The 16,403-nt window shown below is 69.6% G+C and carries 14 protein-coding genes; 8 read left to right on the top strand and 6 right to left on the bottom strand.

Features of this window, described 5'->3' with window-relative positions; genetic code table 11:
• Positions 1-13 precede the first annotated feature (13 nt).
• The 7 genes from rapZ (at position 14) to DEI96_RS09885 (ending at position 5,972) form a co-directional block, all read left to right on the top strand.
• Positions 14-913: an RNase adapter RapZ gene (gene rapZ, locus DEI96_RS09915; RefSeq protein WP_027465691.1), complete on the top strand. Its 900-nt coding sequence runs from the start codon at positions 14-16 to the stop codon at positions 911-913.
• Positions 914-988: 75 nt separating this feature from the next.
• Positions 989-1,969 (top strand): DNA-binding protein WhiA, encoded by a 981-nt coding sequence (whiA, locus tag DEI96_RS09910; RefSeq protein ID WP_027465690.1) that lies wholly within the window; start codon positions 989-991, stop codon positions 1,967-1,969.
• Positions 1,970-2,238: 269 nt separating this feature from the next.
• Positions 2,239-3,243, top strand: coding sequence for a type I glyceraldehyde-3-phosphate dehydrogenase (gap, locus tag DEI96_RS09905; RefSeq protein WP_017887253.1), 1,005 nt, complete (start codon positions 2,239-2,241; stop codon positions 3,241-3,243).
• 3 nt (positions 3,244-3,246) lie between these two features.
• Positions 3,247-4,464: a phosphoglycerate kinase gene (locus DEI96_RS09900; protein WP_111023037.1), complete on the top strand. Its 1,218-nt coding sequence runs from the start codon at positions 3,247-3,249 to the stop codon at positions 4,462-4,464.
• Entirely contained in the window at positions 4,461-5,240 is a 780-nt protein-coding gene (gene tpiA, locus DEI96_RS09895) for a triose-phosphate isomerase (protein ID WP_111023090.1), read from the top strand. Before DEI96_RS09900 ends, tpiA begins: the two co-directional genes overlap by 4 nt.
• 108 nt (positions 5,241-5,348) lie before the next feature.
• Positions 5,349-5,600, top strand: coding sequence for a preprotein translocase subunit SecG (secG, locus tag DEI96_RS09890; RefSeq protein ID WP_017887256.1), 252 nt, complete (start codon positions 5,349-5,351; stop codon positions 5,598-5,600).
• Between the two features lie 3 nt (positions 5,601-5,603).
• Positions 5,604-5,972 carry an RNA polymerase-binding protein RbpA gene (locus tag DEI96_RS09885; protein ID WP_110862753.1) on the top strand — a complete coding sequence of 123 codons (369 nt, stop codon included), beginning with the start codon at positions 5,604-5,606 and terminating at the stop codon, positions 5,970-5,972.
• A gap of 577 nt (positions 5,973-6,549) precedes the next feature.
• Here the strand turns inward: DEI96_RS09885 and pgl are convergent.
• The 6 genes from pgl to tkt form a co-directional block, all read right to left on the bottom strand.
• A complete protein-coding gene (gene pgl / locus DEI96_RS09880) occupies positions 6,550-7,320 on the bottom strand; it encodes a 6-phosphogluconolactonase (RefSeq protein ID WP_110864544.1) in 771 nt (256 codons plus the stop codon).
• Between the two features lie 100 nt (positions 7,321-7,420).
• Positions 7,421-8,365, bottom strand: coding sequence for a glucose-6-phosphate dehydrogenase assembly protein OpcA (locus tag DEI96_RS09875; RefSeq protein ID WP_027465684.1), 945 nt, complete (start codon positions 8,363-8,365; stop codon positions 7,421-7,423).
• On the bottom strand, positions 8,362-9,900 hold the full coding sequence (gene zwf, locus DEI96_RS09870) for a glucose-6-phosphate dehydrogenase (protein WP_027465683.1): 1,539 nt from the start codon (positions 9,898-9,900) through the stop codon (positions 8,362-8,364). The genes DEI96_RS09875 and zwf overlap by 4 nt, the downstream gene beginning before the upstream one ends.
• 22 nt (positions 9,901-9,922) lie before the next feature.
• The gene (locus DEI96_RS09865) at positions 9,923-11,521 is read right to left on the bottom strand and encodes a phosphoglucose isomerase-related protein (RefSeq protein WP_111023036.1); all 1,599 of its coding nucleotides are present in this window, start codon (positions 11,519-11,521) and stop codon (positions 9,923-9,925) included.
• On the bottom strand, positions 11,521-12,633 hold the full coding sequence (gene tal, locus DEI96_RS09860; protein WP_027465681.1) for a transaldolase: 1,113 nt from the start codon (positions 12,631-12,633) through the stop codon (positions 11,521-11,523). Before tal ends, DEI96_RS09865 begins: the two co-directional genes overlap by 1 nt.
• A 138-nt stretch (positions 12,634-12,771) precedes the next feature.
• Positions 12,772-14,865 (bottom strand): transketolase, encoded by a 2,094-nt coding sequence (gene tkt / locus DEI96_RS09855; protein WP_111023035.1) that lies wholly within the window; start codon positions 14,863-14,865, stop codon positions 12,772-12,774.
• A 424-nt stretch (positions 14,866-15,289) separates the two neighbouring features.
• On the opposite strand from tkt, the gene DEI96_RS09850 reads away from it, so the two are divergent.
• Positions 15,290-16,216, top strand: coding sequence for a heme o synthase (locus DEI96_RS09850; RefSeq protein ID WP_111023034.1), 927 nt, complete (start codon positions 15,290-15,292; stop codon positions 16,214-16,216).
• The last annotated feature ends 187 nt before the right edge of the window (positions 16,217-16,403 follow it).

Raw genomic sequence — 16,403 nt, 5'->3', positions numbered from 1 at the left:
AGCCCACTCCCAGATGACCGACAGCGCCACCGCGACCACCCACGCGTCGCAGCACGACATCCTCATCGTCACCGGCATGTCCGGGGCCGGGCGGTCCACCGTCGGCAAGGCCCTCGAAGACCTGGGCTGGTACGTCGTCGACAACCTGCCCACGCAGATGCTGGCCCCGCTGACCGAACTGGCCGACCGCGCGGGGGAGAAGATCCCGAAGATCGCCACGGTGGTCGACGTCCGCGGCGGGCGGTTCTTCACCGACCCCGAGCACGCGGTCGAGCAGGTCCGCTCGAGCACCTCCGCTCGGGTCCGGGTGCTGTTCCTCGAAGCCACCGACGCCGTGCTGGTCCGGCGCTTCGAGCAGGTCCGTCGACCCCACCCGCTCCAGGGTGAGGACACGCTGCTCGACGGCATCGCCCGCGAACGGGCGCGTCTCGCCGGCCTCCGCGAGGCGTCCGACGTGGTGATCGACACCTCCGACCTCAACATCCACCAGCTCGCGAACACCGTGATCGAGCACTTCGCCGACGAGCACTTCGTGGGCGTACAGGTCACGCTGATGAGCTTCGGCTTCAAGTACGGACTGCCCGCCGATGCCGACATGGTGGCCGACGTGCGGTTCCTCCCGAACCCCTACTGGGTGCCGGAACTGCGGCCCCACACCGGGCTGGACCAGCCGGTCTCGGACTACGTGCTGGCCCAGGCCGGAGCCCGTCCGTTCGTCGACCGCTACGCCTCCGTCCTCGAGCCGGTGTTCGAGGGGTACCAGCGCGAGAACAAAAGACACGCTACGATCGCCATCGGCTGTACCGGCGGGAAGCACCGCTCGGTCGCCATCGTCGCCGAGTTGGCGAACCTCCTCCGCGGGATGCCTGGCGTCGCCGTGCGTGTGAAGAACCGAGATCTCGGCCGGGAGTGACCGTCCCTCCGGCCGCTCCCACGCCCGTGCCGCCGGATCTGCGGGAACCACTGAACGAACGTTAGGAATGATGCTGTGCCGTTGACTGCCGAGGTCAAGGACGAACTGGCCAGGGTCGCCGTGAACCGCAACACGGTCCGCGCCGCCGAACTGGCCACGATCCTCCGGTTCGCTGGTGGTCTGCACGTCATCTCGGGCCGCATCGCGGTCGAGGTCGAGCTCGACACCCGGATCATCGTGCACCGGGTCCGCAAGGACCTCGCCGAGCTCTACGGCGTGCGCAGCGAGGCGTCGGTGGGCTCGTCCGCGTCAGCCCGCCGCGGGACCCGCTACCTGGTCCGCGTGCTCGAGGCGGGGGAGACCCTCGCCCGCCAGACCGGCCTGATGGACGCCCGTCGTCGCCCGGTCCGTGGCCTGCCGAACCGCCTCACGACGGGCAACCGTGAGGACCTCGCCGCCATCTGGCGCGGCGCCTTCCTCGCCTCCGGCACCCTGACTGACCCGGGTCGGGCCGCAGCGCTCGAGGTCACCTGCCCCGGCAACGAGGCCGCGATGGCCCTCGTCGGGGCCGCGTCGCGTCTCGGGGTCGCCGCGAAGGGCCGCGAGGTCCGCGGGGTGCACCGCGTCGTCATCCGCGACGGCGAGGCCATCGGTCAGATGCTGACCGTCATGGGTGCAGCGCGCACCACCGCCGACTGGGAGGAGATGCGCCAGCGTCGCGAGGTCCGTGCGACCGCGAACCGCCTGGTCAACTTCGACGACGCGAACCTCCGCCGTTCCGCGCAGGCCGCCGTGGCCGCCTGCGCGCGGGTCGAGCGTGCGCTCGAGATCCTCGGCGACGAGGTCCCCGACCACCTGCAGTACGCCGGCACGCTGCGCCTGCAGCACCGCGACGCGTCGCTCGACGAGCTCGGCCAGCACGCGGACCCGCCCATGACCAAGGACGCCATCGCCGGCCGCATCCGTCGCCTGCTGGCGATGGCCGACAAGCGGGCCTCCGACCTCGGCATCCCGGGCACCGAAGCGAGCGTTCCCGAGGAGCTCGAAGGGGCCTGAGAGCGGTCTGTCGACCCCACGGACGGGAGGCGCGGTGCCAGCTGGCACCGCGCCTCCCGTCCGTTTCCCGGCCCGTTCCCGGACCCGTTCCCGGCCTGGTCGGCGACCGTCCGGACGGACCGTCATCCCGCTCGGGCACGCAGTGTCCGACTGCTAGGGTCGTTACGGCGACGTTACGGGGCGTATCGTCCACCACACGCGGGCCCGCCAGGGTGCGCGACTCCCGAAAGCAGCGCCCCCTGGGCGCTCCACACTCACCAGGAGATCCATTGACCGTCAAGATCGGTATCAACGGCTTCGGCCGCATCGGCCGTAACTTCTTCCGGGCCGCCCTCGCGAAGGGCTCCGACCTCGAGATCGTGGCGGTGAACGACCTCACCGACAACGCGTCGCTCGCCAACCTGCTGAAGTTCGACTCCATCACGGGCCGTCTCGGCGTCTCCGTCGAGCTCGACGGCGACAACATCGTCGTCGACGGCAAGGCCATCAAGGTCCTCGCCGAGCGCGACCCCGCCAACCTCCCCTGGGGCGAGCTGGGTGTCGACATCGTGATCGAGTCGACCGGGTTCTTCACCAAGGCCGCCGATGCGCAGAAGCACATCGACGCCGGCGCCAAGAAGGTCATCATCTCCGCCCCGGCCTCGGGTGACGACGTCACCATCGTGCTCGGCGTGAACGAGGACCAGTACGACGCGGCGAACCACCACATCATCTCGAACGCGTCCTGCACCACGAACAGCCTCGCGCCGCTCGCCAAGGTGTTCCACGACAAGTTCGGCATCGAGCGTGGCCTGATGACGACGGTGCACGCCTACACCGCCGACCAGAACCTGCAGGACGGCCCGCACAAGGACCCCCGTCGTGCCCGCGCCGCCGCGCTGAACATCGTCCCGACCTCGACCGGTGCCGCCAAGGCCATCGGTCAGGTCATGCCGGAGCTCGCCGGCAAGCTCGACGGCTTCGCGCTGCGCGTCCCGGTCCCCACCGGCTCGATCACCGACCTCACCCTCGAGACCAAGTCCGAAGTCACCGTCGACGAGATCAACGCCGCCTACAAGGAGGCCGCGGAAGGCCCCCTCAAGGGCATCCTGCTCTACAGCGAGGACCCGCTGGTGTCGACCGACATCACCACGGACCCGCACTCCTCGATCTACGACTCCGGCCTGACCAAGGTCATCGGCGGCCTCGTGAAGATCACCTCGTGGTACGACAACGAGTGGGGCTACTCGAACCGCCTCGTCGACCTCACCGAGTACGTCGGCGAGCGTCTGTAACACATGGCCCTCCGCACCCTCGAGGACCTCGGCGACCTCGCCGGCAAGCGCGTCGTCGTCCGCTGTGACCTGAACGTCCCGCTCAAGGACGGCACGATCACGGACGACGGCCGCGTGCGCGCGTCGCTGACCACGCTGAACACCCTCGTCAACGCCGGCGCGCGCGTCATCGTGATCTCGCACCTGGGCCGCCCCGACGGGGAGCCCAAGCCCGAGTTCTCGCTCGCACCGGTGGCCCAGCGGCTCTCCGAGCTGCTCGGCAAAGAGGTCACGTTCGTCGGCGAGACCGTCGGCGACGAAGCGACCGCCGCGGCCGAGGCCCTCGAGGACGGCGACGTCCTGCTGCTCGAGAACCTCCGCTTCAACCCGGAGGAGACCTCGAAGGACGCCGCCGAGCGCGGTGCCTTCGCGGACCGCATCGCCGCCCTCGGTGACGCCTTCGTCTCCGACGGCTTCGGTGTCGTGCACCGCAAGCAGGCTTCGGTCTACGAGCTCGCGTCCGCACTGCCCAGTGCAGCCGGTTCGCTGATCGAGACCGAGCTGCGCGTGCTCGAGCGTCTGACCAAGGACCCGGAGCGGCCGTACACGGTGGTGCTCGGCGGTTCGAAGGTCAGCGACAAGCTCGGTGTCATCGACCACATCCTGCCGAAGGTCGACACCCTCTGCATCGGTGGCGGCATGCTCTTCACGTTCCTCGCGGCCCAGGGCCACGGGGTCGCGAAGTCGCTGCTCGAGGCCGACCACCTCGACGTCGTCCGCGAGTACCTCTCGCGGGCGAAGGAGCTCGGCGTGACCATCGACCTGCCGACCGACGTCGTGGTGGCCTCCGGCTTCGCGGCCGACGCCGACCACGAAACCGTGGCGGCGGACGCCATCGAGTCCTCGTCGTTCGGCACGGACGGCATCGGCCTCGACATCGGCCCGGAGACCGCTGCGCGGTTCGCCTCGGCCGTCTCGGGTTCGAAGACCGTGTTCTGGAACGGCCCGATGGGCGTGTTCGAGTTCCCGGCCTTCGCCGCCGGCACGAAGACCGTCGCGCAGGCGCTGACCGAGGTCGACGGCCTCGGCGTCGTCGGTGGTGGCGACTCCGCTGCCGCCGTGCGGTCGCTCGGCTTCTCGGACGACCAGTTCGGCCACATCTCGACCGGTGGCGGTGCGAGCCTCGAGTTCCTCGAGGGCAAGTCGCTGCCCGGTCTCGAAGCACTGGGGTGGACCGCATGACCCGTACTCCGTTGATCGCGGGCAACTGGAAGATGAACCTGGACCACCTCCAGGCCATTGCCACCGTGCAGAAGCTCGCGTGGACGCTCAAGGATGCCCGGCACGACTTCGACGACGTCGAGGTCGCGGTGTTCCCGCCGTTCACGGACCTGCGGAGCGTGCAGACGCTCATCTCGGCCGACAAGCTGCCGATCCACTTCGGTGCGCAGGACCTGTCGCAGTTCGACTCCGGTGCTTACACCGGCGACGTCTCCGGCGCGTTCCTCGCAGCGCTCGACGCCCAGTACGTCATCGTCGGCCACTCCGAGCGGCGCACGCTGCACGGTGAGACCGACGAGGTCGTCGCAGCGAAGACCGCAGCGGCCGTCAAGCACGGTCTCGTTCCGGTGGTCTGCGTCGGCGAGACCGGCGAGCAGCGCGAGGAGCGCGGAGCCGGTGTCGTGCCGGTCGAGCAGCTCCGCGTCGTGCTCGACGCGGTCAAGCCGGCCGACATCGTCGTGGCGTACGAGCCGGTCTGGGCCATCGGCTCCGGCCAGGCGGCCACGGCCGAGCAGGCGCAGGACGAGTGCGCGGCGATCCGTCGTGGCATCGCCGCAGCCTGGGGCAACCAGGCTGCTGCCGACACCCGGGTGCTCTACGGCGGCTCGGTCAAGTCGGGCAACATCGCGGGGTTCCTCCGTGAGCCCGACATCGACGGCGCGCTCGTCGGTGGCGCTTCGCTCGACGTGCAGGAGTTCGCGGCCATCGCCCGGTTCCGTCAGCACGTCGGGCTGTAGTCCACAGGCGTCGTCGCGGGCAGTCGTCCGCACCACTCCCGTCCAGGTACCGGCCGTGCTCCGCGCGGCCGGTACACTAGTACGGCTGACTGACACGAAAGGTACGTCGTGGCGATACTCTCCGTCGTGCTGCAGGTCCTGCTCGCAATCACGAGCCTCCTGCTCACGCTCCTCATCCTGCTGCACAAGGGCCGCGGTGGTGGCCTCTCCGACATGTTCGGCGGTGGGGTCACGAGCAACCTCGGTGCGTCCGGCGTGGCCGAGCGCAACCTCAACCGCATCACGGTGATCCTCGGTCTGGTCTGGATCGTCTCCATCATCGTGCTCGGTCTCATCAACAAGTTCACGGCGGGGGTCTGATCCATGGCAAGCGGAGGCAGTGCAATCCGAGGGTCTCGCGTCGGCGCGGGACCGATGGGCGAACAGGACCGCGGGGTCCAGGCAGAGCGCGTGGCGATCTCGTACTGGGACGCCCTCGGCAACGAGGTCGTGCGGTACTTCGCCGCGAACCTGCCCGACGAGGAGATCCCCGAGACGGTGGACTCGCCGTCGAGCGGTCTGCCGGCCGGGCGCGACAAGGAGAACCCTCCCGTGGTCTCCAAGACGGAGCCCTACAAGACGCACCTCGCGTACGTGAAGGAACGCCGCACCGAGGAAGAGGCAGCGCAGCTCCTCGAGGACGCGCTCCAGCAGCTCCGAGAGCGTCGCGGCACCGCGGCGAAGAAGAGCTAGCGTACACACGCTGAAGTAGGCCCCTGCACCGATGGTGTGGGGGCCTTCGTGTGTCCCGGGGAAGGGGTGGCTCGCTCGCCGAGAGGTCACGACACGCCGCGTGCGGTGTGTGGTGGTGGCACGAACCGTCGCCTGCGGCGCCCGCAACCGACAGTTCGTGACCACTCGGCGTCGTGCCGGCGGGGAGTCATGACCGTTCGGCGCCCGAGGTGCCGCGCGGAGTGCCGGTTCGCCGAGAGGTCACGACACGCCGCGGGTTGTGCGCGGAGGTGGCACGAACCGTCGCCTGCGGCGCCCGCGGGCGACAGTTCGTGACCACTCGGCGTCGCGAAGGCGGGGAGTCGCGACCGCTCGGCGCCCGAGGTGCCGCGCGGAGCGACGGTTCGCCGAGGGGTCAGGACACGCTGCGTGCGGTGCGCGGAAGTGGCACCAACCGTCGCCTGCGGCGCCCGCGGCCGACAGTTCGTGACCACTCGACGCAGGCGCTCGGGCGCGGCGTGCAGTGGGCGCGACCACAAACGGACGGGAGGCCCGGTGCCAGCTGGCATCGGGCTTCCCGTCCGTCAGGAACGCGCGTCTAGTACGTCGACGCGATCAGGTTCTCGGGGACGTCGCGCGCGGCGTCCTGGTCCACGAAGAAGACGGTGCGCTTGCGACCCTGCACGCCACCGACGGGGACGTCCTCGATCGACGCACCCGCGAGGGCCAGCCCGAGGACCGAGGCCTTCTCGGCACCGGAGAGGATCACCCAGACCCGCTGCGAGGCGTTGATCACCGGGAAGGTGACGGTCAGACGCTGCGGCGGCGGCTTGGGGGAGTCGTCGACCGACACGACGGCGCGGTCGGTGACGGTGAGCTGCGGGAACTCCGGGAAGAGCGAGGCGGTGTGCCCGTCGGGGCCGACGCCGAGCAGCGTGATGTCGAAGCGCGGAGCGACGGCACCCTCGGGCGCGGCGTCCTGCAGCTCGCGCTCGTACTGGGTCGCCGCGGCCTCGATGTCGAGCCCGCCGTCTGACGCCGGCATCGGGTGGATGTTCGACGCGGGGATGTCGACGTGGTCGAAGAAGTCGGTCTGCGTGCCGATCGTGTTGCGGTCGGCGTCGTCCGACGGGACCCAGCGCTCGTCGACCCACCAGACGTGCACCTTCGACCAGTCGACGCTCTCGCGCGCCGGCGACTGGCCGATCGCAGCGAGGACGAGGGAGGAGACCGATCCACCGCTGATCGCGATGTCGGCACGCTCCTGCTCGTCGAGCACGTCGATGATCTTGGTGATGAAGCGTGCGGCGACCGAAGCGCCGAGGGCCTGCTTGTCCGGGTGCACGAGCACCCGCCGTTCGTTGGTCACGTGACTCCCGTGTTCGTGGCGGCCGACCGGTCGTCCGACCGCCTTCGGTCCGGTCGGGTCGCCTGCACCAGACAGGCGGCCCGACCGTGTGGGGTGTTGATCAGCGGGCGATGGTCTCGCGCAGCTGGGGCACCCCGTGCTTGACGACGTCTCCGAAGAGGACGTCCGGGTCGAGTCTACGGAGTTCCTCGGCCAGGCAGTCGCGCAGGTTGCGGCGTGGCAGCGACAGGTCGTGCGTCGGCTGCCCGGGCATCGAGAGCGTCGCGACGTCCACCAGGGAACGCTCGAGCTCGATGGTGCCGGACTCGCGGACGAGCTTCACGCCGTGGATGCCGCTCGACCCCGTCGCGCGCGGCGACGTGACGACGGACACCGGAACCTGGAGCTGCAGCTGCAGCCAGGCGGCGAGGAGGATCGTCGACGGGCTGTCGGACGCTCCGGAGACCTCGACGGCGGTGATCGGCTCGTACGGCGGCTGGTCGAGCGCCGCGGCGAGCTGGTTCCGCCACAGGGTCAGACGGGTCCACGCGAAGTCGGTGTCACCCGGTACGTAGGACGCACCGAGTGCCTCGATCGCGCCGTTGGGGTCCTTCTGCGCGGCCGCGTCGGTGATCCGTCGCTGGGCGATGCGGCCGAGGGCCGAGGCCGCGGGCTGCTCGGGAGCCGTCTGCGGCCACCAGGCCACGACGGGTGCGTCCGGCAGCAGGAGGCCGGTGACCAGGCTCTCCTCGTCGGTCGCGGTCTCGCCGTACGCCCGGAGGACGATGACCTCGCTCGCACCCGCGTCGCTGCCGACGCGGATCTGCGCGTCGAGGCGACCGGGGGACTTCGTGTCACCGCTGTTCTTCGAGACGATGATGACGCGCATCGGGTGCTCGCGGGACGCCTCGTTGGCCGCCTCGATCGCCTCTTCCTCGTGGCCGAGGGCCGTCGAGATGATGAGGGTCAGCACACGGCCGAGGGCGACGGCGCCGCCCTCCTCGCGGATGCGGACGAGCTTCTTCTGGATCTTCGACACCGTGGTGTCGGGCATGTCGATCTTCACGGACGCCTCCAGGTCCGACCGTCGCGGGCGAGCAGGGCGTCGGCGGATGCCGGCCCCCACGTTCCGGGACGGTACTGCTCGGGCTGGCCCTGCGTGGCCCAGAACTCCTCGATGGGGTCGAGGATCTTCCAGGACAGCTCGACCTCCTGGTGCCGCGGGAACAGCGGCGGGTCACCGAGGAGCACGTCGAGGATGAGTCGCTCGTACGCCTCGGGGGATGCTTCGGTGAACGCGTGGCCGTAGCCGAAGTCCATCGTCACGTCGCGCACCTGGGTGCCGACGCCGGGGACCTTCGAACCGAAGCGGAGCGTGACGCCCTCGTCCGGCTGGACACGGATGACGAGCGCGTTCTGGCCGAGCGGGGACTGCGTGTTGCCGTAGACGTCCTCGGGGACGCGCTTGAACACGATCGCGATCTCGGTCACACGACGGCCCAGACGCTTGCCGGCGCGCAGGTAGAACGGGACGCCCTGCCAGCGACGCGTCGCGATGTCGAGCTTGATCGCCGCGTAGGTCTCGGTACCGGACTCCGGGTTCATCCCGGCCTCTTCGAGGAAGCCGAGCACCTTCTCGCCGCCCTGCCAGCCGCCGTCGTACTGCCCGCGGGCAGTGGCGGTCGACAGGTCCTCGGGCAGACGGACGGCGGAGAGCACCTTCTCCTTCTCGGCGCGCAGGTCGGCGGCCTTGAACGAGACGGGCTCCTCCATCGCGGTGAGGGCGAGGAGCTGCAGCAGGTGGTTCTGGATGACGTCGCGCGCCGCACCGATGCCGTCGTAGTACGCGGCACGCCCGGCGACGCCGATGTCCTCGGCCATCGTGATCTGCACGTGGTCGACGTAGTTCGAGTTCCAGATGGGTTCGTACATCTGGTTCGCGAACCGGAGCGTCAGGAGGTTCTGGACGGTCTCCTTGCCGAGGTAGTGGTCGATGCGGAACACGTCGTCGGGCGCGAAGACGCTCTCGACGATCGCGTTGAGCTCGCGCGCGGTGCGGAGGTCGGAGCCGAACGGCTTCTCGACGACGACGCGGCTCCAGGAGCCCTCGCGCTTCTCGGTCAGCCCGGACAGCTTCAGCTGCTCGGTGACGACCGGGAACATCTTCGGCGGGATCGACAGGTAGAACGCGTGGTTGCCCAGCGTCCCGCGTTCGGCGTCGAGGTCGTCGACGGTGCGCTTGAGCTCCCGGAAGGCCTCGGGGTCGTCGAACGAGCCCTGGACGAAGCGGATGCCCTGTTCGAGCTGACGCCAGACGTCCTCGTCGAACGGGGTGCGGGAGTGCTCCTTGACGGCGTCGTGGACGAGCTGGGAGAAGTCTTGGTCCTCCCAGTCGCGACGAGCGAACCCGACGAGCGCGAACCCCGGGGGCAGGAGCCCCCGGTTGGCCAGGTCGTAGACCGCGGGCATCAGCTTCTTGCGTGACAGGTCGCCCGTCACGCCGAAGATGATGAGCGTGCTCGGTCCCGCGATCCGGTTCAGTCGACGATCCGTCGGCAGCCGGAGCGGGTTGTGCTCCGGGGTGATTGCCACCGGTGACATGAGTCGGTGAACTCCTTACGAGTCAGTGGGAGACGGCGGACGCGATCGCCGCGGTGGCGGCGTGGACGTCCGACGTCGTGAGGGTGAGGACCGGCCGGCCGTGCTCGGCGAGGACACTCGCGTCGCCGGCTGCCTGGGCCTGGAGGAGCTGCCCGAACGAGAACGGCCGACCCGGGATCGCCAGGTCGTCCGCTGCGTCGGCCACGATCTGCAGGAACACTCCCGTGGCGGGGCCGCCCTTGTGGTACTGGCCGGTCGAGTGCAGGAACCGGGGGCCGTACCCGAAGGTGACGGGGCGCTCCGTGCGCGCCGCGATCGCGTCGCGCAGCGACTCGAGGCCGCTGTTCGTGGTGCGGTCGACGTACGCCTGCACCGACACGTAGCCGGTCGGGTCGAGTGCGGACAGGAGGCCCGACACGGCTTCCGAGAGCGTCGCACCGACCGCGAGTCCGGGCGTCGCGTGGACGGCGATGCCGTCCTCGGAGAAGGCGGGCTGCGCCGCCACGGGGCGGTCGTCGAGGAGCGCGCGGGTCGCGACCTTGGCGGCCTCGACGTCGGGCTGGTCGAACGGGTTGATGCCGAGCAGGCGGCCGGCGACCGCGACGGCGTACTCCCAGACGAGGATCTGGCCACCGAGCGTGCCGGTGATCTCGACCTCGCCCTCGGCCACGTGACGCTCGTCCTCGCGCGAACCGACCAGGCGGATGACCTGGACGTCCGGCAGGCCGGCGGTGACCTCGGGGGAGTCCGCGTGCAGCACGACGGGCAGCAGACCGCGGCCGTCCTTGCCGGTCGACTCCGCGATCAGCTGTTCGACCCAGTCGCCGAAACCGACGATGTGCGTGCCGTCGGGCACGATGGCGATCTTGTCGCGCAGCGGCTCGGTGCCCGCGAGGACCGCACCGAGCACGAGCCCGGGGTTCTCGTCCAGGTCGACCGAGAGCAGCGCGGAGATCGCGTCGGCCTCGTCGAGGAGCTCGGCGATGTCCGCTCCCGCGAGCCCGGACGGCACGAGGCCGAAGGCGGTGAGCGCGGAGTAGCGGCCGCCGACCGTGGGGTCGGCGGTGAAGACGCGGTAGCCGGCGTCGATCGCAGCGGCCTCGAGCGCGGAGCCCGGATCGGTGACGACGACGATGCGGCGGGCCGGGTCGATGCCGGCGTCGCGGAAGGCCTGCTCGTAGACACGGCGCTGCGAATCGGTCTCGAGCGTCGAGCCGGACTTCGACGAGACCACGAGCACGGTGCGCTCGAGGTCGGTCGTCACGGCCGCGCGGACCTGTGCGGGGTCGGTCGAGTCGAGGACCGTGAGGGGCACGCCGGCGGTGCGCGTGATGACCTCGGGTGCGAGGGACGAGCCGCCCATGCCGGCGAGGACGACGTGGTCGACCCCTTCGGCACGGAGCGACTCGCGCAGCGCGGTCACCTCGGCGACGAGCGGGCGGGAGACCGAGACGGCCTCCACCCAGCCGAGGCGCTTCGACGCCTCGGCCTCGGCGGTGGTTCCCCACAGATCGGCGTCCTGGGCGGTGATGCCCGAGGCCACCAGGTCAGCGACGAGCCGCGGGACCACCTGTTCGATGGCCCGCGCGGCGTCGCCGCTGGCTGCGATGGAAACCGTCACTACTTGGCGCCCTCGAGCGCTGCCTTGACGGTGTCGACGAGCTCGCCCCAGGAGACGATGAACTTGTCCACGCCCTCCTTCTCGAGCAGTGCGACGACCTCGTCGTAGTCGACGCCCTGTGCGGCGAGCTGGTCGAGGACCTGCTGCGCCTGGTCGAACGTGCCGGCGATGGCGTCGCCGTGGATCTCACCGTGGTCGAACGTGGCGTCGAGCGTCTTGCCCGGCATCGTGTTGACGGTGTTGGGGGCGGCGAGCTCGGTCACGTAGAGCGTGTCGGGGAGCGACGGGTCCTTGACACCGGTCGAGGCCCAGAGCGGACGCTGCGTGTTGGCGCCGGACTCGAGCAGGCCGAGGGCACGCTCGGAGGCGAACGCTTCGGTCCAGACCTGGTAGGCGAGCTGCGCGTTGGCGATGCCGGCCTTCGACTTGAGGGCCTTGGCCTCGTCGGTGCCGACGGCGTCCAGGCGCTTGTCGATCTCGGAGTCGACGCGCGACACGAAGAAGGACGCGACCGAGTGGATCTTGGAGAGGTCGTGGCCGGCGGCCTTGGCCTTCTCGAGCCCACCGAGGTAGGCGTCGATGACGGCGCGGTAGCGCTCGAGCGAGAAGATCAGGGTGACGTTGACGGAGATGCCGGCGCCGATGACCTCGGTGATCGCCTCGAGACCCTCGAGCGTCGCCGGGATCTTGATGAGGACGTTCTCCTTGCCGACCTTCTCGAACAGGAACTTGGCCTGCTCGATGGTCTTGGCGGTGTCGTGCGCGAGGCCCGGCTCGACCTCGATCGAGACACGGCCGTCGAAGCCCTTGGTCTCGTCGTAGATCGGCTTGAACACGTCGGAAGCGTTCGCGACGTCCTGCGTGGTGATCTCGAAGATCGCGTCGGTGACGTCGGTGCCCGCAGCGGCGAGCTCCTTGACCTGCGAGTCGTAGCGCTCGCCCTTGGCGAGGGCCGACGCGAAGATCGTCGGGTTCGTCGTCACGCCGACGACGTTCTTCTGCTCGATGAGCTCGGTGAGCTTGCCGGTCTCGAGGAGCTCGCGGGAGAGGTCGTCGAGCCAGATGCTCACGCCGACCGCGGAGAGGGCGGCGGTGGGGGTGTTCTCAGCCATGTGTTTCTCTTCTTCTTTCATCGACGGGTCCGTGAGGACCGTGAGTCGGGGTTTCGGGGACGGGAGGCGCGTGGCGGAACCGAGCCGGGCCTCCCGGAAGAAGGGCCGGATCCGGAAACCGGACCCGGCCCTTGCAGGTCAGGAAGCTGCGATCGATTCCTTCGCGGCGGCCACGACGTGCTCCGTCGTGAAGCCGAACTCCTTGAAGAGCGTCTGGTAGTCGGCCGAGGCACCGAAGTGCTCGATCGAGACGCTGCGGCCCTTGTCGCCGACGATGTCGCGCCAGCTCATGGCGATGCCGGCCTCGACCGACACGCGAGCGGTGACGTCCTTCGGGAGCACCTGGTCCTGGTAGTTCTCGGACTGGGCGCGGAACCACTCGATCGACGGCGCGCTCACGACGCGGGCGTTGATGCCCTCGGCCTTGAGCTGCTCGCGAGCATCGACCGCGATCTGGACCTCGGAACCGGTCGCGATGAGGATGACGTCCGGGGTGCCGTTGGGCGCCTCGGCCAGGATGTACGCACCCTTGGCGACGTTCTTCGCCGAAGCGAAGACCTCACCGGTCGCGTCACCCTCGCCACGCTCGAACACGGGGAGGTTCTGACGGCTCAGCGCGATGCCGGCCGGGCGGTCGGTGTGCTTGAGCATCTCGAGCCACGCGTACGCGACCTCGTTGGCGTCGGCCGGGCGGACGACGTCGAGACCGGGGATCGCACGGAGCGACGAGACCTGCTCGATCGGCTGGTGCGTCGGGCCGTCCTCGCCGAGGGCGATGGAGTCGTGGGTCCAGACGTAGATCGCCGGCGCCTGCATGAGCGCGGCGAGACGGACCGCCGGACGCATGTAGTCGCTGAAGATGAGGAACGTGCCACCGAAGGGGCGGGTGTTCCCGTGCAGGACGATGCCGTTGAGGATCGAGCCCATGGCGTGCTCGCGGATGCCGAAGTGCAGCACGCGGCCGTACGGGTCGGTGCTCCACGTCGACGTCGAGGCCTCGGCCGGACCGAAGGACTTGGCGCCCTCGATCGTGGTGAGGTTCGACTCGGCGAGGTCGGCCGAACCGCCCCAGAACTCGGGCATCAGCGGCGCGATGGCGTTGATGACCTTGCCGGAAGCGGCACGGGTCGAGACGGCCTTGTCCGTCGGGAAGACCGGGAGCGCTGCTTCGAGGCCCTCCGGGAGCTCCTTCGACTGGACACGGTCGAACAGCGCCTTCTTGTCGGCGTTGGCCGCGGCCCACGCGTCGAAGGACTTCTGCCACTCGGCGTGCTCGGCCTGGCCCTTGGCGACGGCGCCGCGGGTGTACTCGAGGACCTCGGGGGTGACCTCGAAGGTCTTGTCGGTGTCGAAGCCGAGGATCTCCTTGAGACCCTTGATCTCGTCGGCGCCGAGCGCCGAACCGTGGATCTTGCCCGAGTTCTGCTTGGTCGGCGACGGCCAGCCGATGATCGTCTTGAGGACGATCAGCGACGGCTTGTCGGTGACCTGCTTGGCGGCCTCGATCGCGGCGTGCAGCTCCTCGACGTCCTCGGAGTACTCGCCGGTCTTCTTCCAGTCGACGATCTGGACGTGCCAGCCGAGCGCCTCGTAGCGGTCGGCGACGCTCTCGGAGAACGCGATGTCGGTGTTGTCCTCGATCGAGATCTGGTTCGAGTCGTAGAACGCGATGAGGTTGCCGAGCTGCTGACGGCCGGCGAGCGAGCCGGACTCGTTCGTCACGCCTTCCTGCATGTCACCGTCGCCGGCGATCACGTAGGTGTAGTGGTCGAACGGCGACTGGCCGGCCGGGGTCTCCGGGTCGAACAGGCCGCGCTCGAAGCGCTGGGCGTAGGCGAAGCCGACCGAGGACGCGAGGCCCTGGCCGAGCGGGCCCGTGGTGATCTCGACACCGTCGGTGTGGCCGTACTCCGGGTGACCCGGGGTCTTCGAGCCCCACTTGCGCAGGTGCTGCAGGTCGTCGATCTCGAGCCCGTAGCCGTGCAGGTAGAACTGCACGTACTGGAGGATCGAGGCGTGACCGGCGGAGAGGATGAAGCGGTCGCGGCCGATCCAGGTGGAGTCGCTCGGGTCGCGACGCATCACCTTCTGGAAGAGCAGGTGGGCGAGCGGAGCGAGGCTCATCGCGGTGCCGGGGTGACCGTTGCCGGCGGCCTCGACCGAGTCGGCGGCGAGAACGCGGGCCGTGTCGACGGCCTTCCGGTCGATGGCGTCCCAGGTGAATTCAGCCACTTGGATGTTGACCCTTCTTGATGCGACATGTGCGAGGGCTCGTGCCATCGCACGGACATGTGGCCATCCCGGGGCCGAGTCGTGTCGCCGTCTAGCGGCGGCCGACCGGCTCATCGCGGCCGACGTCATCGGGGCGCGCACTGCGGGAGGGCGTGTCCAGCATAGTGACCCGGTACTCAGAAGGGGTTCAGGTGACCCCCGATGTTCACACCGGGGTGGCCGTCGACGGTCGATCCGGGCGTGTCGAGCGCGTCCGGATCACGCCGGGATGTCGGAGCGGGGCACCGTCGCGGCGCTTCCATCCCGTAAACTGATCGGGACCCGTGGACATTCCGGGTCAGCGCATGCCCGGACGCCGTCGCAGTCGTCCACCGAGTGTGCGAGCTGATGCGAACAGACTGAGGTTCTCTTGCCGACTGCCACCGTGACCCGGCCCGACACCGATCGACCCCGATCGCCGCTGTCCCGCAAGGTCCGTGCGTACGTCTCGTTGACGAAGCCGCGCGTGATGGAGCTGCTGCTCGTCACCACGGCGCCGACGATGTTCCTCGCCGAACGCGGCGTCCCCGACCTGTGGCTCGTCTTCTGGACGATGCTCGGCGGAGCGATGTCGGCCGGTTCGGCGTCGGCCTTCAACTGCTACATCGACCGCGACATCGACCGGCTGATGAAGCGGACCAGCACCCGACCGCTCGTCACCGGTGAACTGTCCGACCGCGAGGCCCTGGTGTTCTCGTGGGTGCTCGGCATCCTGTCGACCGCGGTGCTCGGGTTCCTGGTGAACTGGCTCGCCGCCGCGCTGAGCGTCATCGCGATCCTCATCTACGTGTTCGTCTACACGCTGTGGCTCAAGCGACGCACCCCGCAGAACATCGTGTGGGGCGGCTCGGCCGGCTGCATGCCCGTGCTCATCGGCTGGGCGGGCGTCACCGGATCGCTGACGTGGACCCCGGTCATCCTGTTCATGGTGATCTTCCTGTGGACGCCGCCGCACTACTGGCCGCTGTCGATGAAGTACCGCGACGACTACGACGCGGCCGACGTGCCGATGCTCGCCGTGGTCCGTGGCCGCACCGTCGTCGGCCTGCAGGTCGTGCTCTACGCGTGGGCGACGCTCGTCTGCTCGCTCCTGCTCGTCCCGGTCGGGCACATGGGGCCGCTCTACACGGTCGTCGCGCTGGCCGGCGGCATCTGGTTCGTCGTCGAGTCGCACCGCCTGTACTCGCGTGCCATCCAGCACGTCGAGCACGTGCAGCCGATGCGGGTCTTCCACAGCTCGATCACGTACCTGACGCTGCTCTTCATCGCCGTGGGCATCGACCCGCTGCTGCCGCAGGTCTTCACCTTCTAGGCGGTCGAGCGGGCGCCCGCGCGTTCGGTCCGCAGGACGCCGTCGTGTCCAGGTAACGCCGTCGTGTCCAAGTGACGCCGTCGTGTCCAGTTGACGGTGTCGTGTCGGCACGACGCCGCCACCCCGCCGAGACGCCGCCGAACCCGGCGGCGTCTCGCGCGTTCGGCGGCGTCTCGGCAGGACACCG

This window comes from Curtobacterium sp. MCLR17_031 (assembly GCF_003234775.2).
Taxonomy (GTDB): Bacteria; Actinomycetota; Actinomycetes; order Actinomycetales; family Microbacteriaceae; genus Curtobacterium; species Curtobacterium flaccumfaciens.
This window is presented reverse-complemented; position numbering and strand designations above follow the sequence as displayed.

What these genes read in the sequence shown, in the direction of transcription:
- zwf (WP_027465683.1), bottom strand. Translation starts at nt 9,900, where the DNA reads ATGTCACCGGTGGCAATCACCCCGGAGCACAACCCGCTCCGGCTGCCG.
- rapZ (WP_027465691.1), top strand. Translation starts at nt 14, where the DNA reads ATGACCGACAGCGCCACCGCGACCACCCACGCGTCGCAGCACGACATC.
- tpiA (WP_111023090.1), top strand. Translation starts at nt 4,461, where the DNA reads ATGACCCGTACTCCGTTGATCGCGGGCAACTGGAAGATGAACCTGGAC.
- DEI96_RS09900 (WP_111023037.1), top strand. Translation starts at nt 3,247, where the DNA reads ATGGCCCTCCGCACCCTCGAGGACCTCGGCGACCTCGCCGGCAAGCGC.
- DEI96_RS09885 (WP_110862753.1), top strand. Translation starts at nt 5,604, where the DNA reads ATGGCAAGCGGAGGCAGTGCAATCCGAGGGTCTCGCGTCGGCGCGGGA.
- tal (WP_027465681.1), bottom strand. Translation starts at nt 12,633, where the DNA reads ATGGCTGAGAACACCCCCACCGCCGCCCTCTCCGCGGTCGGCGTGAGC.